The organism is Candidatus Thermoplasmatota archaeon (assembly GCA_030018475.1).
Taxonomy (GTDB): Archaea; Thermoplasmatota; JASEFT01; order JASEFT01; family JASEFT01; genus JASEFT01.
Genome location: JASEFT010000002.1, coordinates 46,492 through 67,494 on the forward strand (window position 1 = coordinate 46,492; position 21,003 = coordinate 67,494).

Consider the following 21,003-nt stretch of genomic DNA (forward strand, 5'->3'; position numbering starts at 1 on the left):
AAAAATGAAAACGAGACCGCCAATAGTTAGAACGTTAGATGCGCATTTATATTCGCAGATAGCAGGCGAGTTGCGCAAGAGGCTACCAGGGAAGGTAATTATAGAGATTGATAGAGGAATGGATATGAAGGGAAAAAGTGTAGTTACCTTACGATGTAGACATCCCGAAATAGCTAAAAAGACAATTGCAGAAGTGCTTGGTGAAGAATATATTGAGCCTGAGATAGGCGAGGATTTGCCGCAACCTAGGCAATGGTGGCAGCGCTCTATTGATTCATGTATGGGCGGGGGAAGAGCTAGAGACGCTGGCGATCTAAGGAAGAGCATGTATATGTATGCAAAAAAATTTCAAGCTGATACTGCAAAAGTTAGAGAAAGGATATATAAGAAAAAGAGAGAAATGAGATGAGTGAAGGGGAGCAAAATGACAAGAAAAGGGGTATTAGTTTGTAAGTTGCCTGATCATGTGTACAGAGCAAAGATTGGTGCAATAAGATCTCAATTCTCTCAGCATGTGAGAGTAGACATTGAGAGAACGATGAGTGAAAAAGGAGAGAAAATAGTCGAGATATGGAGTATGTATCCAGAGATAGTAAAGAGTGCGATTGAAAAGGTGTCAGGAAAGAGGTGAAATAGATGGTAGATATAAGTCCTCTAGAAGAGAGGGGAAAGGCTGAGCAGCAGAGAATAAAAGTACAAGCCAAAAGAGCCGAGGATAGAGCCAAACGCTCTGAAAAAAGAAGAATTGCAGCAGAAAAATTACGAGAAAAGGCTGAGAAGTGGCGTAAAGAGATAGAGAAAAGAGAAGAAAATAGAATGGCGGCAGCAGAAAAATGGCGAGCAGAAGCAGAAAAGTGGCGACAAAAAACAGAAAGAGAACGTGAAGAAAGGGCGAGAGCCAGTGAGAAATGGAGAGCCGATGCGCAAAGAAGACATGAAGAGCGAGAAAGAAGGCATAGGGAGAGAAGAGAAGCTGCAGAAAAAAGAGAGGCAGAAGCAAGAAGGAAATCAGAGGAGCGAGGAACAGCCTATTTATCTCGTTCAATGAGTCGTTGGTAGGTGAGCCGGATGGTTACCTATGAAAAAGAAGAGGGAGCTATGGTGTCGCTATCTAAATGTAGCTAGAGGTGCGATTGAAAGAGCATTAAAAATTAGAGGTATTGCGGACGATCTTGTTGAACATGATTAAGAGGCGAAATAAATGGTAAACATAAGACCTAACAGAGGGCTGGAATGGAGCGCTTAAAGAAGAGGTTAGAAGATCGCAAGGAGCAGTGCAAGAAATGATAGAAAGCAGTTTCGAACCTCGAAGCACAAAGCTCAATACTGTTCAGCCTTTATATGAAATAGGAAAAAAACAAAAAGGGGAGTGAAGTATATGGCAGAGTTATATAAGCCGAAATTAACACCAAAAAGGAGCCCAAAAGAAATTAAAGAAAGATTTAGGAAGGAGAAAAAGCGACATGCAGAAGCTCTAGAACGATTAAGAGAAGCAAGAAAAATCGAGCTAGAAAAGGTAGATGCTACAATTGAAGATGCGATACTTTATACCGACACATCTTGGTTTGTTGAAAATTTCGATAACTGCTATGAAATAAAGGATTTATGGGCAACGAGACCTAAACTTTATGGTGATACCGATGTGATAGCTGTAACTTTAAAACCATCCGAGGGTAAGCCGATAACAGATATATTCCCAGTTGTGCTGAGATTTGACGGCACATTAGAACCCAATGCTACATCTAGAAGGTCGCGCATTAGAAGGAAAAGGCTTGAAAGTTTTCTAAAACACTATAAAATAACCGACAAAATAGAAGGTTATAGTATACCTGAAAGAATGAAAGAATGGAAAAAGAAAAAAGTAAAAGTAGTTACCTACAAGGGACAGGATCAAATCTTTATCCCTAACCATCTAGTTAGATATCGTATGCCCAAAATGCCTGAAAAAATCAAAGAGGTGAAATAAATGGTGAAATATAAATATATAGGAAAACCTGAAAAATGCCCTGCGTGTGGCGAACCTGTAAAAAATCCAGACCTCAACTATTGTTTGAAATGTGGTGAGATGTTCTGGAGCAAGGGGTTCACACGAAGAACTAAATTAATTAGATAAGGTACTAAAATGAAGCCTACAAAAGATCTAGAATGCACGCTTGTAGATGTGTTAGACAGAATTCTAGATAAAGGCATTATTCTTAATGCAGATGTTATTATCCACGTTGCAGGTGTGCCGCTGATCGGTATAAATTTAAGAGCTGCGCTCGCAGGTATAGAAACAATGCTTGATTACGGTATGATGGAAGCCTGGGATGCAAGTATAAGAAGCTGGTATGCAAAGGGGTATGCTGATAAAATAGCTGTGCCGTTGCAAGAAAACGAAAAAATTATACTCAAAACCTACGGCTCTTATTATAACGATGGCGGTATTTACTCTGCATGGCAGCATGGCTATCTCTATCTTACAAACAAAAGATTATTTTTGTTTAGGAAAGAGCCTGCTAGAATGTTGTTTGAGACAGAGCTATTGAAAATAAGAAGTCTAGAGATAAGTGAGAAAAACTATTTGGGAAAAAGCAGAGAAAATCTTTGCTTGTTATTAGAAAACAATAAAATTGCAATGCTTTATTCAGAGAACATAGAGGAATTAAAGACTGCGATTAACAAACAAATAGAAATGCTACTAGCTGCAATAGAGCAATAGTGTGCCCATAAGCTCAACTTCGCAAAGCCAACAGAAATCTATACTTAGGCACGGCTGCATAAGTTATCAAAAATAATAAGATCCCGGCAATTACTTTTCCAAAATCGTTTTTATCTTCTCGCCGAGCTCGCCACTCAATTCTTTCACTTCTATTACAGGAATAGTAACGGTTGTAGGACTCCTACTAAAAGTTTGTTTTGCAGGGTCTACAAGTTTCCAAGTGCGCTCTCTTGTATCGTATTCTATATAAGGCGCTTTCTCTTTAGGACCATCTTTGGCTATTGCAATGTAAATGCTATCGCCTATATGCGCAAGCCCGAAATATACATCTTTATGTCTGTGGACAGTCGTAGGTATGGGTGCAGCGCATATAGCAAGTAAAGATCCAAATGTAGTTTCTTCAATTATCATTTAAGCACAATTATTTTTTAGGCCTTTCCTTTAGCTTTCTTTTCTTCTTTTGGATTAATTCTTTATAAGCATCGTTAAGCTCTTTTAGCTGTCTAAAATGTTCTGATAAGATGCAGAGATACAGACCTTCTTTACCTTTGAGCGGAAAAGGTCTATAGCCTGGAATGCTACCTCTGCCAATGATCTTTATGGCTTTAAGAGGTTTTAGTTTCTTGTATTCTTTGCACGCTTCATTAACTTTCTGGAGTTTTTCAGCATGCTTTACAGATATAAAGAAATACAATCCTTTTTGTCTTCTAATTGGGAAAGGTTGCTCGCCACCCCTCTTACCGATGATTTCGATCTTCCCCAGCGCTCCCACTTTCGCCATCCTATCACCGTCCTATTATATGCTTAGCTCTTATTATATCTTTTCCTTGAGCTATGCTTAAACTCTGCAACACGGATTTTCAATGCAAAACTCCTCAAGAATGACTTCGATTGCAGAGTTTACTAAACCCTCCATTCCTCTTTCTCCTTCGGTCTCTCTTCTTCTACATATTCCGCAAACTCTTTCATTATTTCTTCGTAATGTCTTAGTACTGCAGGCGTCATTGTAGGTTTGACTTTCTTAATAGCTTGGTCAAAATGACGCAGCTCTACCTTTTTATCTTTTAAAATTTTCTTCAATTCCTTTCTATCCATACCTGGCTTAACAACCTCTCTCAAAGATAACATTACAGCTTCCCTGCAAATCGCTTCAAGATCAGCACCCACATAATTTGATGTCTTTTCCGCAAGCTCATCGAGATCAACGTCTTTTGCTAAAGGCTTGCCTTCTAGATGTATTTCTAATATCTTCTTTCGTTCTTCTTTACCAGGTGGCGGAATATAGATAAGCCTATCAATTCTACCTGGTCTAAGTAAAGCTTTGTCTATCATATCTGGTCTGTTACTGGCGCACAGCACAACAACATCTTTCAGCTCTTCCAAGCCATCAAGTTCGGTCAAGAGCTGGCTGACTACACGCTCGCTAACGTGAGAGTCGAAACTTACAGTTCTTGAAGGCGCCATTGAATCTATCTCATCAAAAAATATAATACAAGGCGCAGCTTGACGTGCTTTCCTGAACATCTCTCTCACTCCTCTTTCAGATTCCCCAACGAACTTGCTCAGTAGCTCAGGACCTTTAATTGAAATAAAGTTCGCTTCGCTTTCTGTAGCTACTGCTTTTGCAAGCAATGTTTTCCCAGTACCTGGAGGGCCGTAAAGCAAAATTCCTTTTGGAGGCTTTGTTTTGAAAGTCTCGAAAACTTCAGGATATTTCAAAGGCCACTCTACAGCTTCAATAAGCTCTTGTTTAGCCTGCTCTAAGCCTCCTACATCTTTCCATTTAACTTTAGGAGCTTCAATAAAAACCTCGCGCATAGCGCTTGGTGTTACTCCTTTCAATGCTCCATAGAAATCGTCCATTGTTATTTCTAAAGCTTCTAAAATCTCAGGCGGTATTTCTTCTTCTATGTTTATTTTAGGTAAAATTTTGCGTAGTGCATGCATTGCAGACTCTTTGCACAAAGCAGCCAAATCAGCGCCTACAAATCCATGAGTTATATCTGCAATTTTATCTAAATCTACCTTTTCATCCAGGGGCATACCTCTTGTGTGTATTTGCAAAATTTCTAGCCTGCCGTTTCTATCAGGAATGCCAATTTCTATTTCGCGATCGAATCTACCCCCCCTTCTTAGAGCACTGTCCAGAAGGTCAGGTTGATTAGTAGCTCCTATAACAACAATTTTCCCTTTCGTCTTCAAGCCATCCATCAAAGCAAGCAACTGCGCTACTACTCTGCGCTCAACCATGCGTTCGCCAGTCATCTCGCTACGCTTGGGCGCAATCGAATCTAGCTCGTCAATCAATACAATTGAAGGTGGATTGTTCTCAGCTTCTTCGAATATTTCCCTCAGCCTAGCTTCGCTCTCGCCATAATATTTACCTATAATCTCAGGACCTGAAATAATTAAAAAGTTAGCATCAGTTTCGTTTGCTACTGCTTTTGCAATTAGCGTTTTACCTGTGCCTGGCGGTCCATGCAGCAAAACGCCTTTAGGAGGCTCAACACCTAGCTTTTGGAAGAGCTCTGGATGCTTTAATGGCAGTTCTACCATTTCTCTAATTAGGCCTACTTCTCTTTTCAAGCCCCCTATATCTTCGTAAGTCACGTAAGTTCTTAGCGCTTCTATAGGCTTTTCACTCAGCGCAATTTCAGTTTCTGATGTAACGAGAGTTACTCCTGAAGGTTGTGTTGAAGTAACAATAAAAGTTAGTGGCGTGCCTAGTACATCAACTCTGAGCTGCTGACCTTTAACAACAGGCTGACCTTCTAAAACCTTGCGTAAAAATTCTTCGCCTCTTACTATTCTTACAGGCTGAGCTGGCGCTATACCGAGCTTTTTCGCTTCCCGTGCCTCTGTCTTTTTAACTTCAACTCTTTCATCTATACTAATACCTGCATTGCTCCTGATATTACCATCTATTCTAATAAGTTCTCTATCAGCATCTTCGGGATAGCCAGGCCATACAATTGCATAAGCTAAAGATTTGCCTTTTAGCTCAATAATATCGCCGCTCACTAAACCGAGCTTTTTCATTATCTCGGTATCTATTCTAGCAATACCTCTGCCTGCATCGCGGTGCTTTGCTTCTGCTACCCGTAACGTTACTGGCATCTTTATCACATCCTTTCTAACACGATCTCCCTTTTATTTTCATTGAAAGTAATCAAGAAACGATTGAAAAAAATTATCTCTACCTAAGATATTAAGGCTTGCGGTATATTCTTCTGAAAATGCTATCTTTGATGTAAACTTATAGTCTTCTACCCTGATTTCAACTTTATTATCCAGTTGTCTAGCGACTTCGAATTTGAAGATAGAAACACTAGAGCCTGAATCTACTAATGCAAAAAACTCTTTTTCGATACCCTTATTAATCAGTGTTACTTGGATTATTGGGAAGTGTTTTCCTCTGATAACCAGATAAGGATATTCTATCATAAAATATACCATTCCTCATCCTTCCTCGGGACTAAAAAGGAGGCTGCTCTAATAGATGGATAGTTCTTTTTACAAACTTCCGCAGCCTTATCTAAAAGTTTATCGGATGCCAATATCCCTTCTTTCACATTTATAGCTATCCATTTTCCGGAGTGCTTTTCGATTTCTTTTCCATGTTTAGAGATCCATTCCAACTCTTCTCTACCCATATAATCACCTATTACTCTCTATATAATTATAATAGTGACTGTTTATAAATATATCGTTGAGTAGAGTCTTAGTTAGTAAACTTACGTTCAGTCAATCTTGACTATATCTGCCGGGCTCAAAAAAAATCGCTTACCCGTAAAATTTTTTAGTATATTTCTCTTTTACTTCTTCAAGCTCTTTAATTGCTTTTTCTAAAGCTACTTTTTTATCGCTGAGCTTGGCTTGCAGTGCTTTGATCTCAGGTATGAGCTCTTCCTTTTTCTCTGGCGCTTTAGCCTTTAGCTCTCTCATACTAGAAGTTATTTCCTGCACTTCTTTTAGCGCTTTCTCCAAAGGCTCCTTTTTCTGGATGAGCTCAACTTCCATTTCTTTAACAGCCTTCAATTTTTCTTCTACGCTCTCAATACCTGTGATTGGTTTTGTAGTAGTTTTCTCTTTAAATTCTTTGAGCGCTGCTTCAAGCTCGTCTTTTTTCTTTTTTAGCTCTTCTTCTAACTTTTCTACAGCTTCAGCCATTTTTTTTCACCCCTTTTCTTTTATTTTTTCTTTCTTCTCTTTGCAAGCGCAAGCTCTTTAGACCTATCTTTTACCGTGGAATACCTCGTACCTGGACTCCTTGCTGTTGAATACAAAACAGAATATGTTGTTCCACTGCCCTTAACGCTACTTAACACTTTGTATTTTTTTGTTTTTTTCTTCTTTTCCTTTGCCATTTTTTATCCCTCCTTACTCAATTCGAGCTCATTTCTTCTTTCTTCTCCTCAGTCATATAATCCAGCTCCATACATAACCTGAGCAAATTCTAGAAGCCCATCTACAGACCTAACCTCGTGTGGAAACAGAGGCATTTCAGTTATTGTAAAATTTGAAAATTTATTGTAGATATCTTTGACATAATCTAGCTCTCTTTCTGCTCGTGAGGCACAGAAACTGCAGCTGCTAAGGGGTGTGACTTTATTAATAACGATCTTATGCACAGGTATCTCAAGCTCCCGAAGCCTTTTAACTACGCGCTCTGTTTCAACAATACCCAGCTTCTCAGGAACTGTAACAACAACAAACTCAGTTCTACTCTCATCTTTTAAGAGAGAGATTAGGTTTTTAACAAGTTTCTTCTTGGTGAGCACGAGTTTCATACAATTGTAAAGAGAAACTATTTTTCGGTATTTCATCATGGTTTTGATAAGAGCGCTGAGCCAGTCCATAACTATCGCTGGAAGCTCGAGTAACTTTAACAAATGCCCGGAAGGAGCTGTATCTAAGATGAAAATATCGTATCTGCCTTCTTCAATGAAGTCCATAATTTTAGTCAGGGCCATAAGCTCGTCTAAACCAGGTGGCGAGAGCTCTAGAGTTCTATCGAACATTTTTCTATCAAATGGCAAGTCTATACCTGCACCACCAGTGATGAACCCTTCGAATATTTCGTCGATCTCTTTCTTATATGTTTGCTTAAATTCGTTTAATGCCTCGTCTGCATCCATTGCTACAGCATACAGGTTTTCCTTTATCTGCAGCGGCTCTGTACCTATCAGCAAATCAAAACTCCTGCCTAGTGCCTGTGCTGGGTCGGTAGAAAAAATCAATATTTTCTTGTCAGGCAGCATTTTAGCAAGCTGTAGCGCGGTTGCAGCTGCTACGGTTGTTTTCCCTAACCCTCCTTTACCACCAAAGAGGTATAACTTGCGAGTACCATCAAACTTAATTTTCGGTCCGGGGGTTGGTGATATTTGTTCAGGTCCGTATCTCTTGATTAACTCATACTTGTATGATTTTCCAGAAAGAACTTCGCCGAACTTCTCGAGATTGCTTAACCCTTTAACTTCGTATGGTAACAAAGGGCTTTCGAGAATGTTGTGATTCGGGAATAAATTCTTGAGCTGCTCAATATATTTTTTCTGCTTTTCAGCTCTAGATCTGCAAAAATCACATTCAGTAGATTGGTTAACTAGATTAACGATGATATTCTTTACGTTAATTTTATTCTTCTCGATGGTCTCGAGAAGTAATTTAGTCTCCTCCACACCCATTGATTCAGGTATTGTTACAGGCACAAATTCTGTCTTTCTAGGATCTGAGAAAAACGCTCTTATATTTTTCACATCTCTTATTTGCTGCTCTAAAAACCAATCCATTTCATCTTTTGGTAACTTTTTCCGTGCAAAGGTAGATCTTATATATCTGTGTTTAGCTTGCATTATACCTAAAATCTCAGCAAAGTCTTCTAACAGTTTGGGTAGGGAGAAGAAGCGCATCAAATGCCCTGTCGCTGCGGTATCTATTATGAAGACATCGTAGGTATTCTCTTCTTTCATAAAATCTATGAGTTTCCGTACAGCCATGAGCTCGTCCATGCCTGGTATCGAAAGCTCGAAAAATCTTTCTAGATCTTGTGTATCGAGATAAGTGCCCCTATCTACTATGGTTTTAATGTATAGCTCGTTTTTTTTCTTGTATTCCCTTACAAGTTCTTCGGTATTTACTTCTAAACCCCAGAGATTTTCATTAAGTTTAGTAATACTGCCACCGATCGTGCATTCGAATATATCTGAGAGTGAATGGGCAGGGTTTATCGAGACAAGCAAGGTTTTTCGGGCTTGTTTTGCTGTCAGTAGCGCTACCGCTGCAGCACATGTAGTTTTACCTACGCCACCTTTCCCGCCAAAAAATATGAGCTTTAAGTCTTTATCGCATAAAAAACTAGGTAATTCTTTAGTAATCATTTAGTGTGATTCCCCTTTCTCTTCACTGCTTTTCTCATCCTAAAATATCCATTCTTTTATTAAGATTCATACTGTTTACGCGGTTGGCTATTTTTAAGTTATGATTGAGCACATTGTTCCTTCTCTCATACTCTTCTTTAGAAATCTCGCCAAACTCATATAGGAGCCTGTTTTCTTTTAGCTGGTCGTTAATCTTATCAGGATTGTACACTTCTTGCAGTGTATGGTCTCTTATCTGCTCTACCAGCCAGATCATATCAAACGGTGGTATTGATATTCCGAGCATACGCAGAAATGCATCGTCTACAAAAAACGGCATTTTTTAGTTCACCTCCTTATCCTATATCTTGGTTTTTTACCTTTTTTAGTCCCTTTCTTTTTTAATTGCAGGGCGCGATCAAACTCATCTATAATTTCGGACCTTCTTCTCTCATATTTTTCTTTTGTTATTTTACCAGATTCGTAAAGTGTCTTAATTTCTTTAAGAGGCTTTTCTAAAGACTTAGTAATTTCAAGTCTTTTCGAGAGCTCAGAGTTTATTTTCTCATAATCTTCTTTAGTTATCTCCTCTGCCTCATAAAGCAACTTGTTTTCTTCAAGCGCAGCTTTGATTTTTTCAGGATCGTAAACTTCTAAATAAGCAAGATCTCGTATTTTTTTAAGTATTTGAGTAGAGAGCTCGGTAGTAGGTTCGATAAGAAGCTTGTATGCTAGATATGAGAAGACCATTTAGCTCACCTCTTTTCTTCCGACTTCTATACCTTTTGCACCGATCTTGACGCATACAAAACTATAGGGCGGCCAGGGCCCGGAATATTTAAGTATCAGATCCTTATATCTTTCGCTTAGTTGCCCAATTTCTTTAGAGAAGTCTTTTATTTTATGCTTGGGGACTAGGTAAGAGGCGTTTAGAATCAGCCTATCGCTAAACAATCTGCCTCTGACCGCTTCCGCAGCTTTTTTAGTGAGTGTATTGAAAATTTTTTCTCCCTCATTCTTAAGCTTTATCTTCTTCTTATCATCTAAAGATTTCACGGCCTGCTTAGGCACGATAGCTTTTACGCCCAGTTCGACTTTGTTATCTATCAATTTTGTACATTCTTTTAGAGCCTTATAGGCTTTTTTTATTAACACCCTTAGGATTTTCGGATTCTTGAAAACCTGTCCAAACGCAGCAGGAACTATAGAATACTTTTCTAACACTTTTCTTACAACTCCTTCGTGCGTTCTGGAATATTCTTCGGTCACAGAATAGTCTTTCACAGGCGTATCGCTAACAACTGCTGCTAAATCTTTGTAATTAATTGTATAGACCCTGCTTCCATCGCCTATTCCAATATTTCCAAACCTTATTTCTTTTTCAGGTGCAGGTATTATGCCGTAGAGATATTTACCTTCCGGGACTTTTAGTTTGAGTTTTCTTTCAGCTTCTGATTTAGCATAGCTTGCGAGCTCTACAGCTTTTGGTATTAGTTTGATAGTTTTATCATATTTTGCAGCACTAAATACTTTCTTTATTTCAGCGAACGATTTCTCCACTTCTTGCATTATCTCAGGAACATATTTTAGCGCTTTTGCTTCCCTAGCTTCTTCAACTGCTTTTCTCAGACTTGTCAATGCATTCTTTGCCTTTTTCCTCTTTTCTTCTACTTTCTTCTTCCGTACCTCTTCCAGTTTAAGCTTCCTTTCTTCTTCAAGCCTTCTTTCTTCCTCTAATTTCTTCTTCCGCTCAGCTTCTCTCTTCTTTCTCGCTCTTTCAAGTTTTTTCTTCCTTTCTTCCTCAAGTAATCTTTTCTCCTCTAATTTTTTTCTAAGCTCAGCTTCGCGCCTCTTTCTCTCGGCTTCCTTCCTTCTCTCCTCCACTTCCAAAACCCTGCGGTATGCAGAATTGAGCTCTTTTAACTGCCTAAAATGCTCTGCAAGAATACAAAGCCAAGAGCCCTCTTGGCCTTTAACCAAAAAAGGTCTATAGCCTGGAAAAGAGCCTCTACCGATAATCTTTACACTCTCAAGAGTTTTGCCAGCGAGTTCAGGTAAAGACTTGCACAGCTTGTTTATTTTGCTCAGTTTATCAAAATCTTCAGTTCTAATATAGAGATAGAGACCTCTCTGTCCACTTACTGAAAAAGGTTCTTCTCCACTTCTCTTACCAATAATTTCAAGCTTTTCAAGAGGCTTTAATTTTATCCTAGCCATTCCCTCACCAGTTGCTTTACTCAACTGTCTTTCTATTCAGCTCTACAGACTGCAAAAACTTACTCAAAAACTTGCTGGCTTGCACATGCTCGTTAAGTATACCTCTTATTTTAGGCTCTGCACCTTTTGGAGGTTTGTAGAGCTTTGTTTTAACTTTATACTCGCATTTCAGCAAGCCTTTTTCTTCTAGCGAATGGAGCAGGGGATAAATTGTGCCAGGGCTTAGCAAGATGTTAAATTCTTTATGCACAGTCTTTATTATATCTGTACCGCACATAGGCTTGTTAAGTATTAATGCTAGGACGATAGTCTCAAGCTCGTTTTTAACAAATCTCTCTATAAACTCGTCTGAGATATTTGACTTGTCAAGCGTTTCCGAAGAAAGAACAGTGATATCGCTAGCTGTAAGCATGAGTTTGTCATGGCATTCCACTAACTCTTTTATAATCTTAGGGTCGAGCTTAGAGGCGTCATAGGTGCATAACATAAGCTGGTTTTTGCCTGCTCTCGCAAGACTCTTCTCTATTTTCAAATGCTCCTCTTTATCTATGGAGCCTGCATCTACGAGAATTCTCAGTTTGTCGTTAAAGTTAATTCTACCAAGCCCACTAGGCTTGATAATAGAAATATCGAAATTCAATCCTTTAAGCTCTTGAGATACTGCATCAGGTTCGTCATTAGTTATATAAACTACCTTTTCATCTTTAGCTGCAGAGCCTATGAAAGGCGCATGAATTGCATATTTGTTCACATCAGGTGTATACAAATGCAAAGTATGCTTTGCTATAGCAGAAAGAATTGTATTTATCGCCGATATTTTGCCTTCTTCCATTTATAATCACTTCTATTTTTGTTGCATAAGTTAATTTCTATATATAGATTTCGTGTCGAGTTCCGATACACAGTTTGACAACTTGATGGCGAAATCGCTACGCTTATATATTATCAAAAGAAATTTTCTTTTTGTGAGAATAGCGCAAGTAACGCCTTATTTTTATCCTCATATTGGAGGAGTAGAATCGCGCGTAATTAATACTTCAAAATATCTTGTTAAAAAAGGCCATGACGTTACTGTGTTCACATCGCTACTTCCCAATACAAAAGAATATGACTTTTATGAGGGTATTGAGATAAGGAGAGTAAAGCCGTTATTTACAATTTACAAAACTCCAATAACGCCTAAACTTACTAAGATTATTAAAGATTTTGATTTGGTGGATGCGCACACTCCGCCACCTTTGCAAGCTTATTATGCAGCGGTAGCTTGTAAATTACAAAAAATACCTCTTGTACTAACATATCATTGTGATCCTGAAATTCCATCCTTGATTGGTAAATTGATAGTTAGTATTTACAATATCACATTAGGGCAGTACACAATGAATGTAGCAAGTAGAATAATTGTTACAACCTCTGGCTATGCCGCAACCTCCAGAACTCTTTGGAAGAGCTCAGTTACTGTCATGCCTACGCCTGTGGACACTAACATTTTCAAGCCCGACTTAAATTCAGGTATAGCTATTAGGAAGCGCTATAACCTAAATAACAACGATTTTGTTGTGCTTTTTGTAGGTCGACTTGTAGCACATAAAGGCTTGGAGTATTTGATAAGCTCAGCCAAACATACAAATGCAAAATATCTTATTGTCGGTACTGGCGAGCTTAAGGCAAAAATAGAGAAGCAGGTAGCAATTGAAAACTTAAAGAGCAAAATAATTTTAGCAGGCAGAGCAGATGAAAATGCGCTGCCAGGTTATTACAATGCCTGCGATGTTCTAGTACTACCATCAACATCAAGACTTGAGGCTATGGGACTTGTGGTTTTAGAGGCGCTTGCCTGCGCTAAGCCAGTGATTGTCTCGGACATTCCAGGCGTTAAAGAGACGGTAGTAGATGGTAAAGACGGCTTTTATGTAGAGCCTATGAGCGGAAAAGCGCTTGCTGATAAAATTAACTATCTTGCAGAGCATATAGAGCTTTGTAAAGAGTTTGGTAAGTATGGCAGAGAGAAAATTGTTCAAGAACTAACTTGGGATAAGGTAATTGATAAAATTGAAAGAGTATATTTAGGGGCAGTAGAAAATGCAAGATAAAAAAGGCATTGCCAGGCTGATAGAGTTCTTTATGGTTTTTACAATATTTATTATAATAATTGGTGGCTTTTATGCAATAGTTAATATCTACAGACCTGCGATTATGAGCTATCTAGAAGAAGATACTATGAGGCTTGTAGAGCTTTTAATTAGCCAGCCTGGGTTCTATACTGATACTGCAATCGATAATTGGGAAGATTATGGGTATGAGGAGATAATTAATGCCGAGAATAAAAGTATTGGGCTGGCAATAAATTCTACAGTAAGAGTAGACAATCAAACTTACGGTATTTTACACTGGGGCAAAATTCATAAACTTATAAATAATACTACTGAAGAGTGGTATGAATGTGTGAGGTCTGTGCTAAAGCTAAAAGAGGGAGGCTATCACCTAAACATTACTTTTACTAATCTTACAACTAACGAGAAATATTATTTCGGCAATGAGAGCGCTGGTAAATATGGCTTTTGCTGGAAAAGAATAACAGTTGTATACAATGGAAATTATATTCCTTTCGCTATTGAGGTACGGTTAGCTAAGCGCCAGTAAATTTTACTCTTTAAAAACTGCGCCGCACTTAGGGCATTTCTTAGCAGTTATTGGTACAAAAGCGCCGCATTCAGAGCATTTAGCAAGCTCTTCTTCTTTAGCTTCTTCAAATTCGACTCCGCAGAAAACGCATTTTCGTAGTGAAGATGGTATTTTTTTACTGCATTCGCTGCATTCTGTGAACTCTTCCTTCTTGAGCTTTGCTTTCAAAATTACTAAATAAGCTTTGAGTTTCTTTCTCATTACGAAGCATATTGCAATAACGATTACTACGATTACTATCGCAACAATTACTGGGAGGATATCAAAAGGTTTTGGAGGGGGCGCTAGAACTACCAGCGATTTTTCAGTAATAGCTTGCAAGTTAAAGTGGGGGTCAGTTACAGAAACTGCTATCCCATAATTACCACCGGTCCCGGGTGCAGCAATTTCCTTCTCGTATTTGCCATTAGCATCTGTATTTGTAGAATAAGTTATATGGTCTATAGTGATAGTAACTAGTGCATTTGCCACTCCAGGCTTCGTACTGAGATTATATCTAACAGTGCCTGACATAATTAACAATCCACCAGCCTCTATAATTTCGGTACTCAGCTTAGCTGTTAGTTCTAGTGCTGTAGGCACAACTACAATTTGCTGATAATCCTTCTTAAGCTCAGTATTGTTTTCTAAACTGAAGTATTGGTAAAAGCTTTCATTCCCATAGCTCAGATTAAGAATATAGTTCTTTGTATGTATAACTCCTTTAGCTGTAAGTTCTTCAGCAAGTAGTCGTACAAGCGCTATTCCGTTCTCGTCAGTCCTGTTCATGCCTAGAATCTGGATATAGCTCTCTTTCTCTCTAGAATAAATTCTAATCTCTGCATCTGGTATCCCGCTACCTAATTTATCTATAAAATTAACTTTAAGCCACCAGTATCTATAGAGAGTTGCATTTCCTAAAACCTCTGCAGGCGCTGTAACATTTATAAGTTCTATAATACCATGCTCAAATACTAGTTTCGATGCTAAACTTGTGTTCTGAATTCTAGATTTCTGAGCTTGCAAACTAATTGAAGGTGAGTTAAGAACTGAGTTTTCTATGTAAATGGAATTTGCGTTTACTAATATATTCTTGCTTGCGAAGTTAGTACTTTCAGTTACTAGCTCGTCACAAGTAATATTTAAAGATCCGTTGAATAAGCTTCCGGTTGAAAAAATATTTGTAGAGCCTTTTGTAATGACATTTAAATTCAAAGTTGAGTTTGTAACAGATAAATTACCATCATATACATGCATACACAATTGATAATTGCTCTTTATTGTACTGTTGTGTAAAACAATTCCAGCACCTTGTAGCGCTATCATTTCGTTTTCCCAGTCAAAAGTTTGAGGAATAGTCAAAGTGGAGTTAGAAATTAATAAATTGCAGCCTCTTATTACAATATTGCTAGGCCATAGATAGTCATGCTCTATAGTTCTATCTGATTCTAAAACAAGGTCGCCTCGTTTAGCAGAATAAATTAACAAACTTGTAGTAAGCTCGTTGTTAGTAAGTATTCGTTCGCTCGGTGTGCAGTTAGTTAATTTTACAGTCACATTTACTTTACCATAAATATTAGAAGTATTAAAAGAGCTGCTTATATTCGCTGTGGTGTTTGCAGAGATATAAAAAGAGCTTTTCGCCAGCAATGTATTATCAACATAAAATTCTGCTTCATAGCTGGCGCTTGTTTCACCTAAATTGCCAATTGTACCAAAAATAGTTATAATATCATTTTCTATAGGATAGCAATCTGAAAAACTAATACTCTCAATGTACAAATCAGGTCTTGATAGCACAATAACATGGACCCATGCGATATTATTTCCTTCGTCAAGTTCCGGTGTTCTATTCAGCTCATCTACAATCGCTGTAATATTATGAACTTCGCTAGGAACAGTTGCGGTTGCAGTCCAATCAATATAGAGTTCTACCGCTCCATTAGTAGGTATATGAGCAATGTCTTCTTCGTGAAATAATTCTCCGTTATCTAGAAGTTTTAGATTCACACTATAGCCTGACGTTGTGCCGAAATTATTTACCTTTACATTAATTTTTATAACTTCACCTTCTATAAGCGGTTCAGCTGTAGCAAGCTTTGTAATAGTAAAGTCGGGCACAAGCTCTTCAAAACTTATAACAACGAGCTCAGTATTGTGCTCAGCTTCAATTAGTGGGAAATATTTAAAGCTTGCATTCCTTAGTTTGCTGTAAGTTTGATACCGCGCTGTGATATTATAATTACCAACAAATTCTGAGTTAGGCCATTTTGACGGTAGCATTAAATCGCTAAGTAGCGGTATGGTTGCTTTACCAGCGAGAGTGCGATTGTAATTACTCAAGTCTCTACCTAGATATTGCAGAATAACAGCAGGAGGCGGAGTTACAAGAGTAGCATTACTCTCTATAATAAGTTCTACATTATCTATAGACATTCCAGGCAGGTCAGTAGTTCTAATTTCAAGCCATTTATAGAATAGTATTTGAGAAGTGCTGTCTGATATAAATGGCGGGTTGCCTTTATAAGGTATACCGCCAGTCTCAGAAGAATCCACTGTAACGTTATAAAGATAGACTTTTGAATTAAATTTAGCTCTTAAAACGTTATGAGTCAAACTTGCATCTATAAAATAAGTCTCAGGCGTTGTTTCTTGTACATTGCCGGTAGGATCTGTATCACCAACTCTAAAGTCTAAATCCATATATGTATTAATTGCGTGGAGCGTAGAATTTGTCAGAGATATATCATTTTCATAAGAAAATACCAGCTTTACACTATGGAAAGTTACATTGCTTTTAGTATCATTTTCCAAATCGTTGTTTTCAAACTTTACTCTGATCCTTTCGAGCTCTCCTATTGTGCGTATACCGCTAGTGAACAGTTCATAACTCTCAGTTGCAGTCTTATTCTTAGGCTCAATTGTAGTGTTTACATACTCTATACCATCTTTAGACCATAACACTGAGCTCGTACCGTTATACCATTCCTCCCCAGTGTAAGTTACCTGTAATACAACGGCACTCAAATACTGCGTGACAATATTTATTCCTGACGGTGAAAACTCGAAACTATCGTTATCTCCAGGCTGAAATGTGCGATTTGAAGGTATAGAAGTAAATGCTTGCTCCCCAAGAAAAGCTTCATAGTAATGCTCTATTTTAGAATCCGCAATAGTAATATTTGAGTTGGTAAAAGTCAAAAATGGGCAATCGTTATTATCGTCAATATCAAGTCCTGTGCCGCTAGGGTCTAAGTTTGTAAATTTTGAATTGTATATTTCTACAGCACAATTTTCAAACCAAATACTACCAGGAAAAGCAATAGTAGAATTTCTAATACTCACAGTAGTATTTCTAAGAGTAACGTTAAGTTTCAGCAGTGGGCAAAACTGGTATTTTCCAGAAGTTAATGTAGAGTGTTCTATTATAAATTTGCTACTATTATCAAACGAGATATAATAACGTTTAGTAAAGCTATCTTGAACCATTTCAAGAGTCGCATCTCTAAGTATCAACGTGCTGTTAGAAGCAGTGATATTGCCGTGCTGTCTGAAAGCTACTGATGCAATAGTTCTGGTCTCGTTTACCAGAATTATATCAACCTTGCTCTCTTCAAATTCTTCCGATTCGTTACTATGCAGCGCGAAAATCGAGTTTAAGCACAAAGCCAGCGCTATAGCTATTATCAAACCGAGCAATAGTTTTTTCACCGACTCACCATCTTTGAATAAGGTTTAATACTATAAATAATTAACTTTAATTATATTTTCCTCATTTGAATTTGCGTGTTATAACTATGAAAACATAAATAAGTTTGGTATCTAAAATACTTTTTCTGCCTCTCTCCAGATTAAATTTAAGTGCTTAGAAACTGTTTATGAAAAAACGTAGAAAAAATGTTAACAAAGAAGCAGCTTGCTAGAATGATAGATCATACGAATTTAAAGCCGTTCGCTACAAGTGAGGATATAAAAAAGCTTTGCAGCGAAGCTAAGAAATACGATTTTGCAACTGTATGCGTTAACCCATACTGGGTAAGTTTAGTATCAGAACTTTTACTTGGTACTGATATTAAAGTATGCACAGTTGTAGGCTTTCCTTTAGGAGCGAATACTCTTGAAGTAAAATTATTTGAAGCGAAAGATGCTTGCAGAAACGGCTCGCAGGAAATAGATGTGGTAATGAACATAGGTGCTTTGAAAGATAAGAATTACGAGCTTGTAAAACGAGAAATTTTTAAGATAGCGGAAGAAGTTGGTAAAGTACCTGTGAAAGTAATAATTGAATGCTGCTATTTAAGTGAAGAGGAGAAAGTCAAAGCTTGCGAGCTTGCAAAAGAAGCTGGCGCTAGATTTGTAAAAACCTCTACAGGCTTTGGAGTTAGTGGCGCAAACGTTGAGGATGTAGCGCTGATAAGAAGAGTGGTTGGCGAGAATTTTGGTATAAAAGCTGCTGGGGGTATAAAAACTGCAGAGCAAGCTTTGAAGTTGATAGAAGCTGGCGCTACTAGAATAGGTGCGAGTGCAAGTGTAGAAATAATAGAAGGGCTGAAAGAATGAAGCTTTTTGGCACCGCAGGTATAAGAGGCTTAACTAACATAGAAATCACACCACAATTCGCACTCGATTTAGGCTCTGCCTACGCTTGCTTCTTAAACAACAAAGGTAAAGTTGCAATTGCACGCGATAATAGGTACGGTGCTTTAGCCATCCAACATGCTTTTATCGCAGGATTGCTGAGTAATGGCATTGATGTAGAAGATTGCGGTATTGTACCTACGCCTACATTAGCATGTTACATTGCAAATTCAAGCTCAGAAGGTGGAGCTATAATCACAGGCTCTCATTTAGCTTACAACAGAATAGGAATTATATTTTTTCATAGTAACGGCGCTTGCCTTTCTAGCATGATGGAAGAAGAATTTGAAAAGAAATATAGTGAAAGAGTATGGGAAAAGAAAAGAGCGGAGCCTGAATCCATTGGAAAATTAACTCAAAATGCTACAGCCCAATTCATACATCGTGATATTGCACTGAGTGGCATAGATTCAAAAGCTCAAGCTAAAATTGCATCAAAAAAATTTCGTGTGCTTCTAGACCCATGCAATGGCACCGCATGCCAATTCTTTGCAAGCGTTATTAGAGATTTAGGATGCGAGGTTATTGAAATCAATTCAGAGCAATCGCCTATACCTTCAAGAGCTCCTGAGCCTAAGCCTGAAAATTTGAGAGAGACAGCAAGAAATGTAATGAGTAACGATTGCGACTTAGGATTTGCTTTAGATACAGATGGAGATAGAGTTGTAGTTATAGCTCATAACGGCGAGATTATTCCTAACGATAATATCGCAACGCTTTTGGCGGAGCAAATTTTCAGTAAAGAAAAAGGTATTTGCGTTACTCCTATCAACGCTTCTATGCTGATTGAGTGGCTAACTGCTAAATATAATTCAAAAGTAGAATATTGCAGAGTAGGAGCACCTGCTATTGCGGAAAAAATTTTATCAGTGGGAGCAAGCTTCGGCTACGAAGAGACAGGTAAATATTTCTTCTCACCTATGCTATGGCCTGACGCTCTATTAGCTATATTAAAAATTCTTGCTATAATAGCTGACCGCGAGAGCTTAACGCAACTGCTCAAAAAATTTCCAAAATTCTATCAAAAGAAGCAGGCTATAGAATGTGAGGAATTTAAAAAAACCAAGGTTATGGAAAAAGTAGATAAAACTTGGAACGATAGCGGAGTAGTTAAAACTATAAAAGTTGACGGTATAAAAAAATTCTATGAAAATTCATGGCTTTTAATAAGGGCAAGCGGTACAGAGCCTTTGATAAGAATATTTTCAGAGGCGCAAGAGCCGAGAAGGGCTGAAGAGCTGCTGAGACTTGGAATTGAGCTTGTTAGTAAAGCTACGAGCGACTGAATATGGAGTATCATATAGGACTTGCTAAAGGGGAAGTTGCAAATTATATATTACTTTGCGGAGCGCCTGAGAGGGCTGAAAGAACTTCTAAATTATTTGATAAAGTTAAAATAGAGCGAAGGAACAGAGAATTTTTGACTTTTACAGGCATTTATAAAAAAATACCGATTACGGTAATGTCTACAGGCATAGGACCTGATAATACAGAAATTGCAGTTATTGAAATTTGCCAAATCACAAAAAAACCTACTTTTATAAGAATCGGCAGCTGCGGCGCATTACAAAAAAACATTGCGCTCGGCGAGCTTGTAATATCGACAGGTGCAGTAAGATTGGAAAATACTTCTTTGTTCTTTGTTCCTGAAGGATATCCTGCAGTTGCTCACTATGAAATAGTTAATGCACTTGCTGAGGCTGCAAAAACGTTTCGCTATCCTTATCATATAGGTTTAACAGCAACCGCTTGCGGCTTCTACGGAGCGCAGGCACGAAAGGTTGGGGGCTTTCCATTACGATTTCCTAACCTTGTAAAAGAGCTAAGCGCTCTCAAAGTCCTGAATTTTGAAATGGAAAGTTCTGTGCTCTTCACACTTGCAAGTATTCGCAACTTAAGAGCAGGCGCTGTTTGCGCAGTCTATGCTCAGAGGATAAAAAACGAATTTATTAATGATAAAGCGAAAGAGGAAGCAGAATTAAGGTGCATAAAAACAGGCTTGAAGGCTGTAGAGCTACTTTATAAAAGATGAAAAAAGAGTATAAAAAATTAATTCAAGAAGCGAAAGAGGCTTTAAAGAATGCTTACGCGCCTTATTCTAAGTTCAGAGTGGGTGCTGCGGTATTAACAAAAAAAGGTAATATTTATAGAGGTTGCAATGTAGAAAACTCAAGTTATGCTCTAACTATATGCGCAGAGCGCAATGCACTAGCAAACGCAATAGCTAACGGAGAAAGAGATTTAGAAGCAATTGCAATAGTTGCGGAAGGAAAAAAGTTAAGAACGCCGTGCGGCGCGTGCAGACAAGCTATAATAGAATTTAGTAAAGATGTTCTTGTAATAATTGGCAATTTAAAAGGTAAAAAAGAAGTTAGAAGTATCAAAGAGCTTTTGCCAATGCCGTTTTCGACAGCCGAAAAATAATTA

General features: G+C 38.1%; 25 protein-coding genes. 12 read left to right on the forward strand and 13 right to left on the reverse strand.

Going from position 1 to position 21,003, the window contains the following annotated elements:
• The first annotated feature begins 4 nt into the window (after window positions 1–4).
• The 6 genes from QMD21_00755 (at window position 5) to gvpJ (ending at window position 2,701) form a co-directional block, all read left to right on the forward strand.
• Complete coding sequence (locus tag QMD21_00755) at window positions 5–409, forward strand: hypothetical protein (GenBank protein ID MDI6855300.1); 405 nt, start codon at window positions 5–7, stop codon at window positions 407–409.
• A gap of 15 nt (window positions 410–424) precedes the next feature.
• Window positions 425–631: a hypothetical protein gene (locus QMD21_00760; protein MDI6855301.1), complete on the forward strand. Its 207-nt coding sequence runs from the start codon at window positions 425–427 to the stop codon at window positions 629–631.
• 5 nt (window positions 632–636) lie between these two features.
• Window positions 637–1,059 (forward strand): hypothetical protein, encoded by a 423-nt coding sequence (locus QMD21_00765; protein MDI6855302.1) that lies wholly within the window; start codon window positions 637–639, stop codon window positions 1,057–1,059.
• A gap of 319 nt (window positions 1,060–1,378) precedes the next feature.
• Window positions 1,379–1,966: a hypothetical protein gene (locus QMD21_00770; GenBank protein ID MDI6855303.1), complete on the forward strand. Its 588-nt coding sequence runs from the start codon at window positions 1,379–1,381 to the stop codon at window positions 1,964–1,966.
• The gene (locus QMD21_00775) at window positions 1,967–2,113 is read left to right on the forward strand and encodes a hypothetical protein (protein ID MDI6855304.1); all 147 of its coding nucleotides are present in this window, start codon (window positions 1,967–1,969) and stop codon (window positions 2,111–2,113) included. It abuts the gene before it with no gap.
• A 9-nt stretch (window positions 2,114–2,122) separates the two neighbouring features.
• Window positions 2,123–2,701: a gas vesicle protein GvpJ gene (gene gvpJ, locus QMD21_00780; protein MDI6855305.1), complete on the forward strand. Its 579-nt coding sequence runs from the start codon at window positions 2,123–2,125 to the stop codon at window positions 2,699–2,701.
• Between the two features lie 90 nt (window positions 2,702–2,791).
• Here the strand turns inward: gvpJ and QMD21_00785 are convergent, their stop codons facing one another.
• The 12 genes from QMD21_00785 to QMD21_00840 all read right to left on the reverse strand — a co-directional run bounded on the left by QMD21_00785 (window position 2,792) and on the right by QMD21_00840 (window position 12,106).
• Window positions 2,792–3,112: a hypothetical protein gene (locus QMD21_00785; protein MDI6855306.1), complete on the reverse strand. Its 321-nt coding sequence runs from the start codon at window positions 3,110–3,112 to the stop codon at window positions 2,792–2,794.
• 10 nt (window positions 3,113–3,122) lie between these two features.
• On the reverse strand, window positions 3,123–3,482 hold the full coding sequence (locus QMD21_00790) for a hypothetical protein (GenBank protein MDI6855307.1): 360 nt from the start codon (window positions 3,480–3,482) through the stop codon (window positions 3,123–3,125).
• A 122-nt stretch (window positions 3,483–3,604) separates the two neighbouring features.
• Window positions 3,605–5,818, reverse strand: a complete 2,214-nt coding sequence (locus QMD21_00795; GenBank protein MDI6855308.1) for a CDC48 family AAA ATPase — start codon at window positions 5,816–5,818, stop codon at window positions 3,605–3,607.
• A gap of 39 nt (window positions 5,819–5,857) precedes the next feature.
• Window positions 5,858–6,145: a hypothetical protein gene (locus QMD21_00800; GenBank protein ID MDI6855309.1), complete on the reverse strand. Its 288-nt coding sequence runs from the start codon at window positions 6,143–6,145 to the stop codon at window positions 5,858–5,860.
• Window positions 6,142–6,354, reverse strand: a complete 213-nt coding sequence (locus QMD21_00805; GenBank protein MDI6855310.1) for a DUF5678 domain-containing protein — start codon at window positions 6,352–6,354, stop codon at window positions 6,142–6,144. The genes QMD21_00800 and QMD21_00805 overlap by 4 nt, the downstream gene beginning before the upstream one ends.
• Window positions 6,355–6,484: 130 nt before the next feature.
• A complete protein-coding gene (locus tag QMD21_00810) occupies window positions 6,485–6,871 on the reverse strand; it encodes a hypothetical protein (GenBank protein ID MDI6855311.1) in 387 nt (128 codons plus the stop codon).
• A 20-nt stretch (window positions 6,872–6,891) separates the two neighbouring features.
• A complete protein-coding gene (locus QMD21_00815; GenBank protein MDI6855312.1) occupies window positions 6,892–7,068 on the reverse strand; it encodes a hypothetical protein in 177 nt (58 codons plus the stop codon).
• Between the two features lie 48 nt (window positions 7,069–7,116).
• Complete coding sequence (locus QMD21_00820; GenBank protein MDI6855313.1) at window positions 7,117–9,078, reverse strand: ArsA family ATPase; 1,962 nt, start codon at window positions 9,076–9,078, stop codon at window positions 7,117–7,119.
• Between the two features lie 34 nt (window positions 9,079–9,112).
• On the reverse strand, window positions 9,113–9,397 hold the full coding sequence (locus tag QMD21_00825) for a gas vesicle protein GvpG (protein MDI6855314.1): 285 nt from the start codon (window positions 9,395–9,397) through the stop codon (window positions 9,113–9,115).
• A gap of 8 nt (window positions 9,398–9,405) precedes the next feature.
• Window positions 9,406–9,807: a hypothetical protein gene (locus QMD21_00830; GenBank protein ID MDI6855315.1), complete on the reverse strand. Its 402-nt coding sequence runs from the start codon at window positions 9,805–9,807 to the stop codon at window positions 9,406–9,408.
• Window positions 9,808–11,274: a GvpL/GvpF family gas vesicle protein gene (locus QMD21_00835; protein ID MDI6855316.1), complete on the reverse strand. Its 1,467-nt coding sequence runs from the start codon at window positions 11,272–11,274 to the stop codon at window positions 9,808–9,810.
• Between the two features lie 16 nt (window positions 11,275–11,290).
• The gene (locus QMD21_00840) at window positions 11,291–12,106 is read right to left on the reverse strand and encodes a PadR family transcriptional regulator (protein MDI6855317.1); all 816 of its coding nucleotides are present in this window, start codon (window positions 12,104–12,106) and stop codon (window positions 11,291–11,293) included.
• A 133-nt stretch (window positions 12,107–12,239) separates the two neighbouring features.
• On the opposite strand from QMD21_00840, the gene QMD21_00845 reads away from it, so the two are divergent.
• Both QMD21_00845 and QMD21_00850 read left to right on the forward strand, forming a co-directional pair.
• Entirely contained in the window at window positions 12,240–13,367 is a 1,128-nt protein-coding gene (locus QMD21_00845) for a glycosyltransferase family 4 protein (GenBank protein MDI6855318.1), read from the forward strand.
• Window positions 13,357–13,917: a hypothetical protein gene (locus QMD21_00850; protein MDI6855319.1), complete on the forward strand. Its 561-nt coding sequence runs from the start codon at window positions 13,357–13,359 to the stop codon at window positions 13,915–13,917. The genes QMD21_00845 and QMD21_00850 overlap by 11 nt, the downstream gene beginning before the upstream one ends.
• Before the next feature lie 3 nt (window positions 13,918–13,920).
• On the opposite strand, the gene QMD21_00855 is transcribed toward QMD21_00850, so the two are convergent.
• Entirely contained in the window at window positions 13,921–17,649 is a 3,729-nt protein-coding gene (locus QMD21_00855) for a CARDB domain-containing protein (GenBank protein MDI6855320.1), read from the reverse strand.
• 186 nt (window positions 17,650–17,835) lie between these two features.
• On the opposite strand from QMD21_00855, the gene deoC reads away from it, so the two are divergent.
• From deoC to cdd, 4 genes are read left to right on the forward strand one after another with little or no spacing between them, the layout of a single operon-like run.
• Window positions 17,836–18,498 carry a deoxyribose-phosphate aldolase gene (gene deoC / locus QMD21_00860; protein ID MDI6855321.1) on the forward strand — a complete coding sequence of 221 codons (663 nt, stop codon included), beginning with the start codon at window positions 17,836–17,838 and terminating at the stop codon, window positions 18,496–18,498.
• A complete protein-coding gene (locus QMD21_00865) occupies window positions 18,495–19,862 on the forward strand; it encodes a phosphoglucomutase (protein MDI6855322.1) in 1,368 nt (455 codons plus the stop codon). The genes deoC and QMD21_00865 overlap by 4 nt, the downstream gene beginning before the upstream one ends.
• Before the next feature lie 2 nt (window positions 19,863–19,864).
• The gene (locus tag QMD21_00870) at window positions 19,865–20,608 is read left to right on the forward strand and encodes a nucleoside phosphorylase (GenBank protein MDI6855323.1); all 744 of its coding nucleotides are present in this window, start codon (window positions 19,865–19,867) and stop codon (window positions 20,606–20,608) included.
• Window positions 20,605–21,000: a cytidine deaminase gene (cdd, locus tag QMD21_00875; GenBank protein MDI6855324.1), complete on the forward strand. Its 396-nt coding sequence runs from the start codon at window positions 20,605–20,607 to the stop codon at window positions 20,998–21,000. The genes QMD21_00870 and cdd overlap by 4 nt, the downstream gene beginning before the upstream one ends.
• The last annotated feature ends 3 nt before the right edge of the window (window positions 21,001–21,003 follow it).

What these genes read in the sequence shown, in the direction of transcription:
- QMD21_00755 (MDI6855300.1), top strand. Translation starts at nt 5, where the DNA reads ATGAAAACGAGACCGCCAATAGTTAGAACGTTAGATGCGCATTTATAT.
- QMD21_00760 (MDI6855301.1), top strand. Translation starts at nt 425, where the DNA reads ATGACAAGAAAAGGGGTATTAGTTTGTAAGTTGCCTGATCATGTGTAC.
- QMD21_00765 (MDI6855302.1), top strand. Translation starts at nt 637, where the DNA reads ATGGTAGATATAAGTCCTCTAGAAGAGAGGGGAAAGGCTGAGCAGCAG.
- QMD21_00770 (MDI6855303.1), top strand. Translation starts at nt 1,379, where the DNA reads ATGGCAGAGTTATATAAGCCGAAATTAACACCAAAAAGGAGCCCAAAA.
- QMD21_00775 (MDI6855304.1), top strand. Translation starts at nt 1,967, where the DNA reads ATGGTGAAATATAAATATATAGGAAAACCTGAAAAATGCCCTGCGTGT.
- gvpJ (MDI6855305.1), top strand. Translation starts at nt 2,123, where the DNA reads ATGAAGCCTACAAAAGATCTAGAATGCACGCTTGTAGATGTGTTAGAC.
- QMD21_00785 (MDI6855306.1), bottom strand. Translation starts at nt 3,112, where the DNA reads ATGATAATTGAAGAAACTACATTTGGATCTTTACTTGCTATATGCGCT.
- QMD21_00790 (MDI6855307.1), bottom strand. Translation starts at nt 3,482, where the DNA reads ATGGCGAAAGTGGGAGCGCTGGGGAAGATCGAAATCATCGGTAAGAGG.
- QMD21_00795 (MDI6855308.1), bottom strand. Translation starts at nt 5,818, where the DNA reads ATGCCAGTAACGTTACGGGTAGCAGAAGCAAAGCACCGCGATGCAGGC.
- QMD21_00800 (MDI6855309.1), bottom strand. Translation starts at nt 6,145, where the DNA reads ATGATAGAATATCCTTATCTGGTTATCAGAGGAAAACACTTCCCAATA.
- QMD21_00805 (MDI6855310.1), bottom strand. Translation starts at nt 6,354, where the DNA reads ATGGGTAGAGAAGAGTTGGAATGGATCTCTAAACATGGAAAAGAAATC.
- QMD21_00810 (MDI6855311.1), bottom strand. Translation starts at nt 6,871, where the DNA reads ATGGCTGAAGCTGTAGAAAAGTTAGAAGAAGAGCTAAAAAAGAAAAAA.
- QMD21_00815 (MDI6855312.1), bottom strand. Translation starts at nt 7,068, where the DNA reads ATGGCAAAGGAAAAGAAGAAAAAAACAAAAAAATACAAAGTGTTAAGT.
- QMD21_00820 (MDI6855313.1), bottom strand. Translation starts at nt 9,078, where the DNA reads ATGATTACTAAAGAATTACCTAGTTTTTTATGCGATAAAGACTTAAAG.
- QMD21_00825 (MDI6855314.1), bottom strand. Translation starts at nt 9,397, where the DNA reads ATGCCGTTTTTTGTAGACGATGCATTTCTGCGTATGCTCGGAATATCA.
- QMD21_00830 (MDI6855315.1), bottom strand. Translation starts at nt 9,807, where the DNA reads ATGGTCTTCTCATATCTAGCATACAAGCTTCTTATCGAACCTACTACC.
- QMD21_00835 (MDI6855316.1), bottom strand. Translation starts at nt 11,274, where the DNA reads ATGGCTAGGATAAAATTAAAGCCTCTTGAAAAGCTTGAAATTATTGGT.
- QMD21_00840 (MDI6855317.1), bottom strand. Translation starts at nt 12,106, where the DNA reads ATGGAAGAAGGCAAAATATCGGCGATAAATACAATTCTTTCTGCTATA.
- QMD21_00850 (MDI6855319.1), top strand. Translation starts at nt 13,357, where the DNA reads ATGCAAGATAAAAAAGGCATTGCCAGGCTGATAGAGTTCTTTATGGTT.
- deoC (MDI6855321.1), top strand. Translation starts at nt 17,836, where the DNA reads ATGTTAACAAAGAAGCAGCTTGCTAGAATGATAGATCATACGAATTTA.
- QMD21_00865 (MDI6855322.1), top strand. Translation starts at nt 18,495, where the DNA reads ATGAAGCTTTTTGGCACCGCAGGTATAAGAGGCTTAACTAACATAGAA.
- QMD21_00870 (MDI6855323.1), top strand. Translation starts at nt 19,865, where the DNA reads ATGGAGTATCATATAGGACTTGCTAAAGGGGAAGTTGCAAATTATATA.
- cdd (MDI6855324.1), top strand. Translation starts at nt 20,605, where the DNA reads ATGAAAAAAGAGTATAAAAAATTAATTCAAGAAGCGAAAGAGGCTTTA.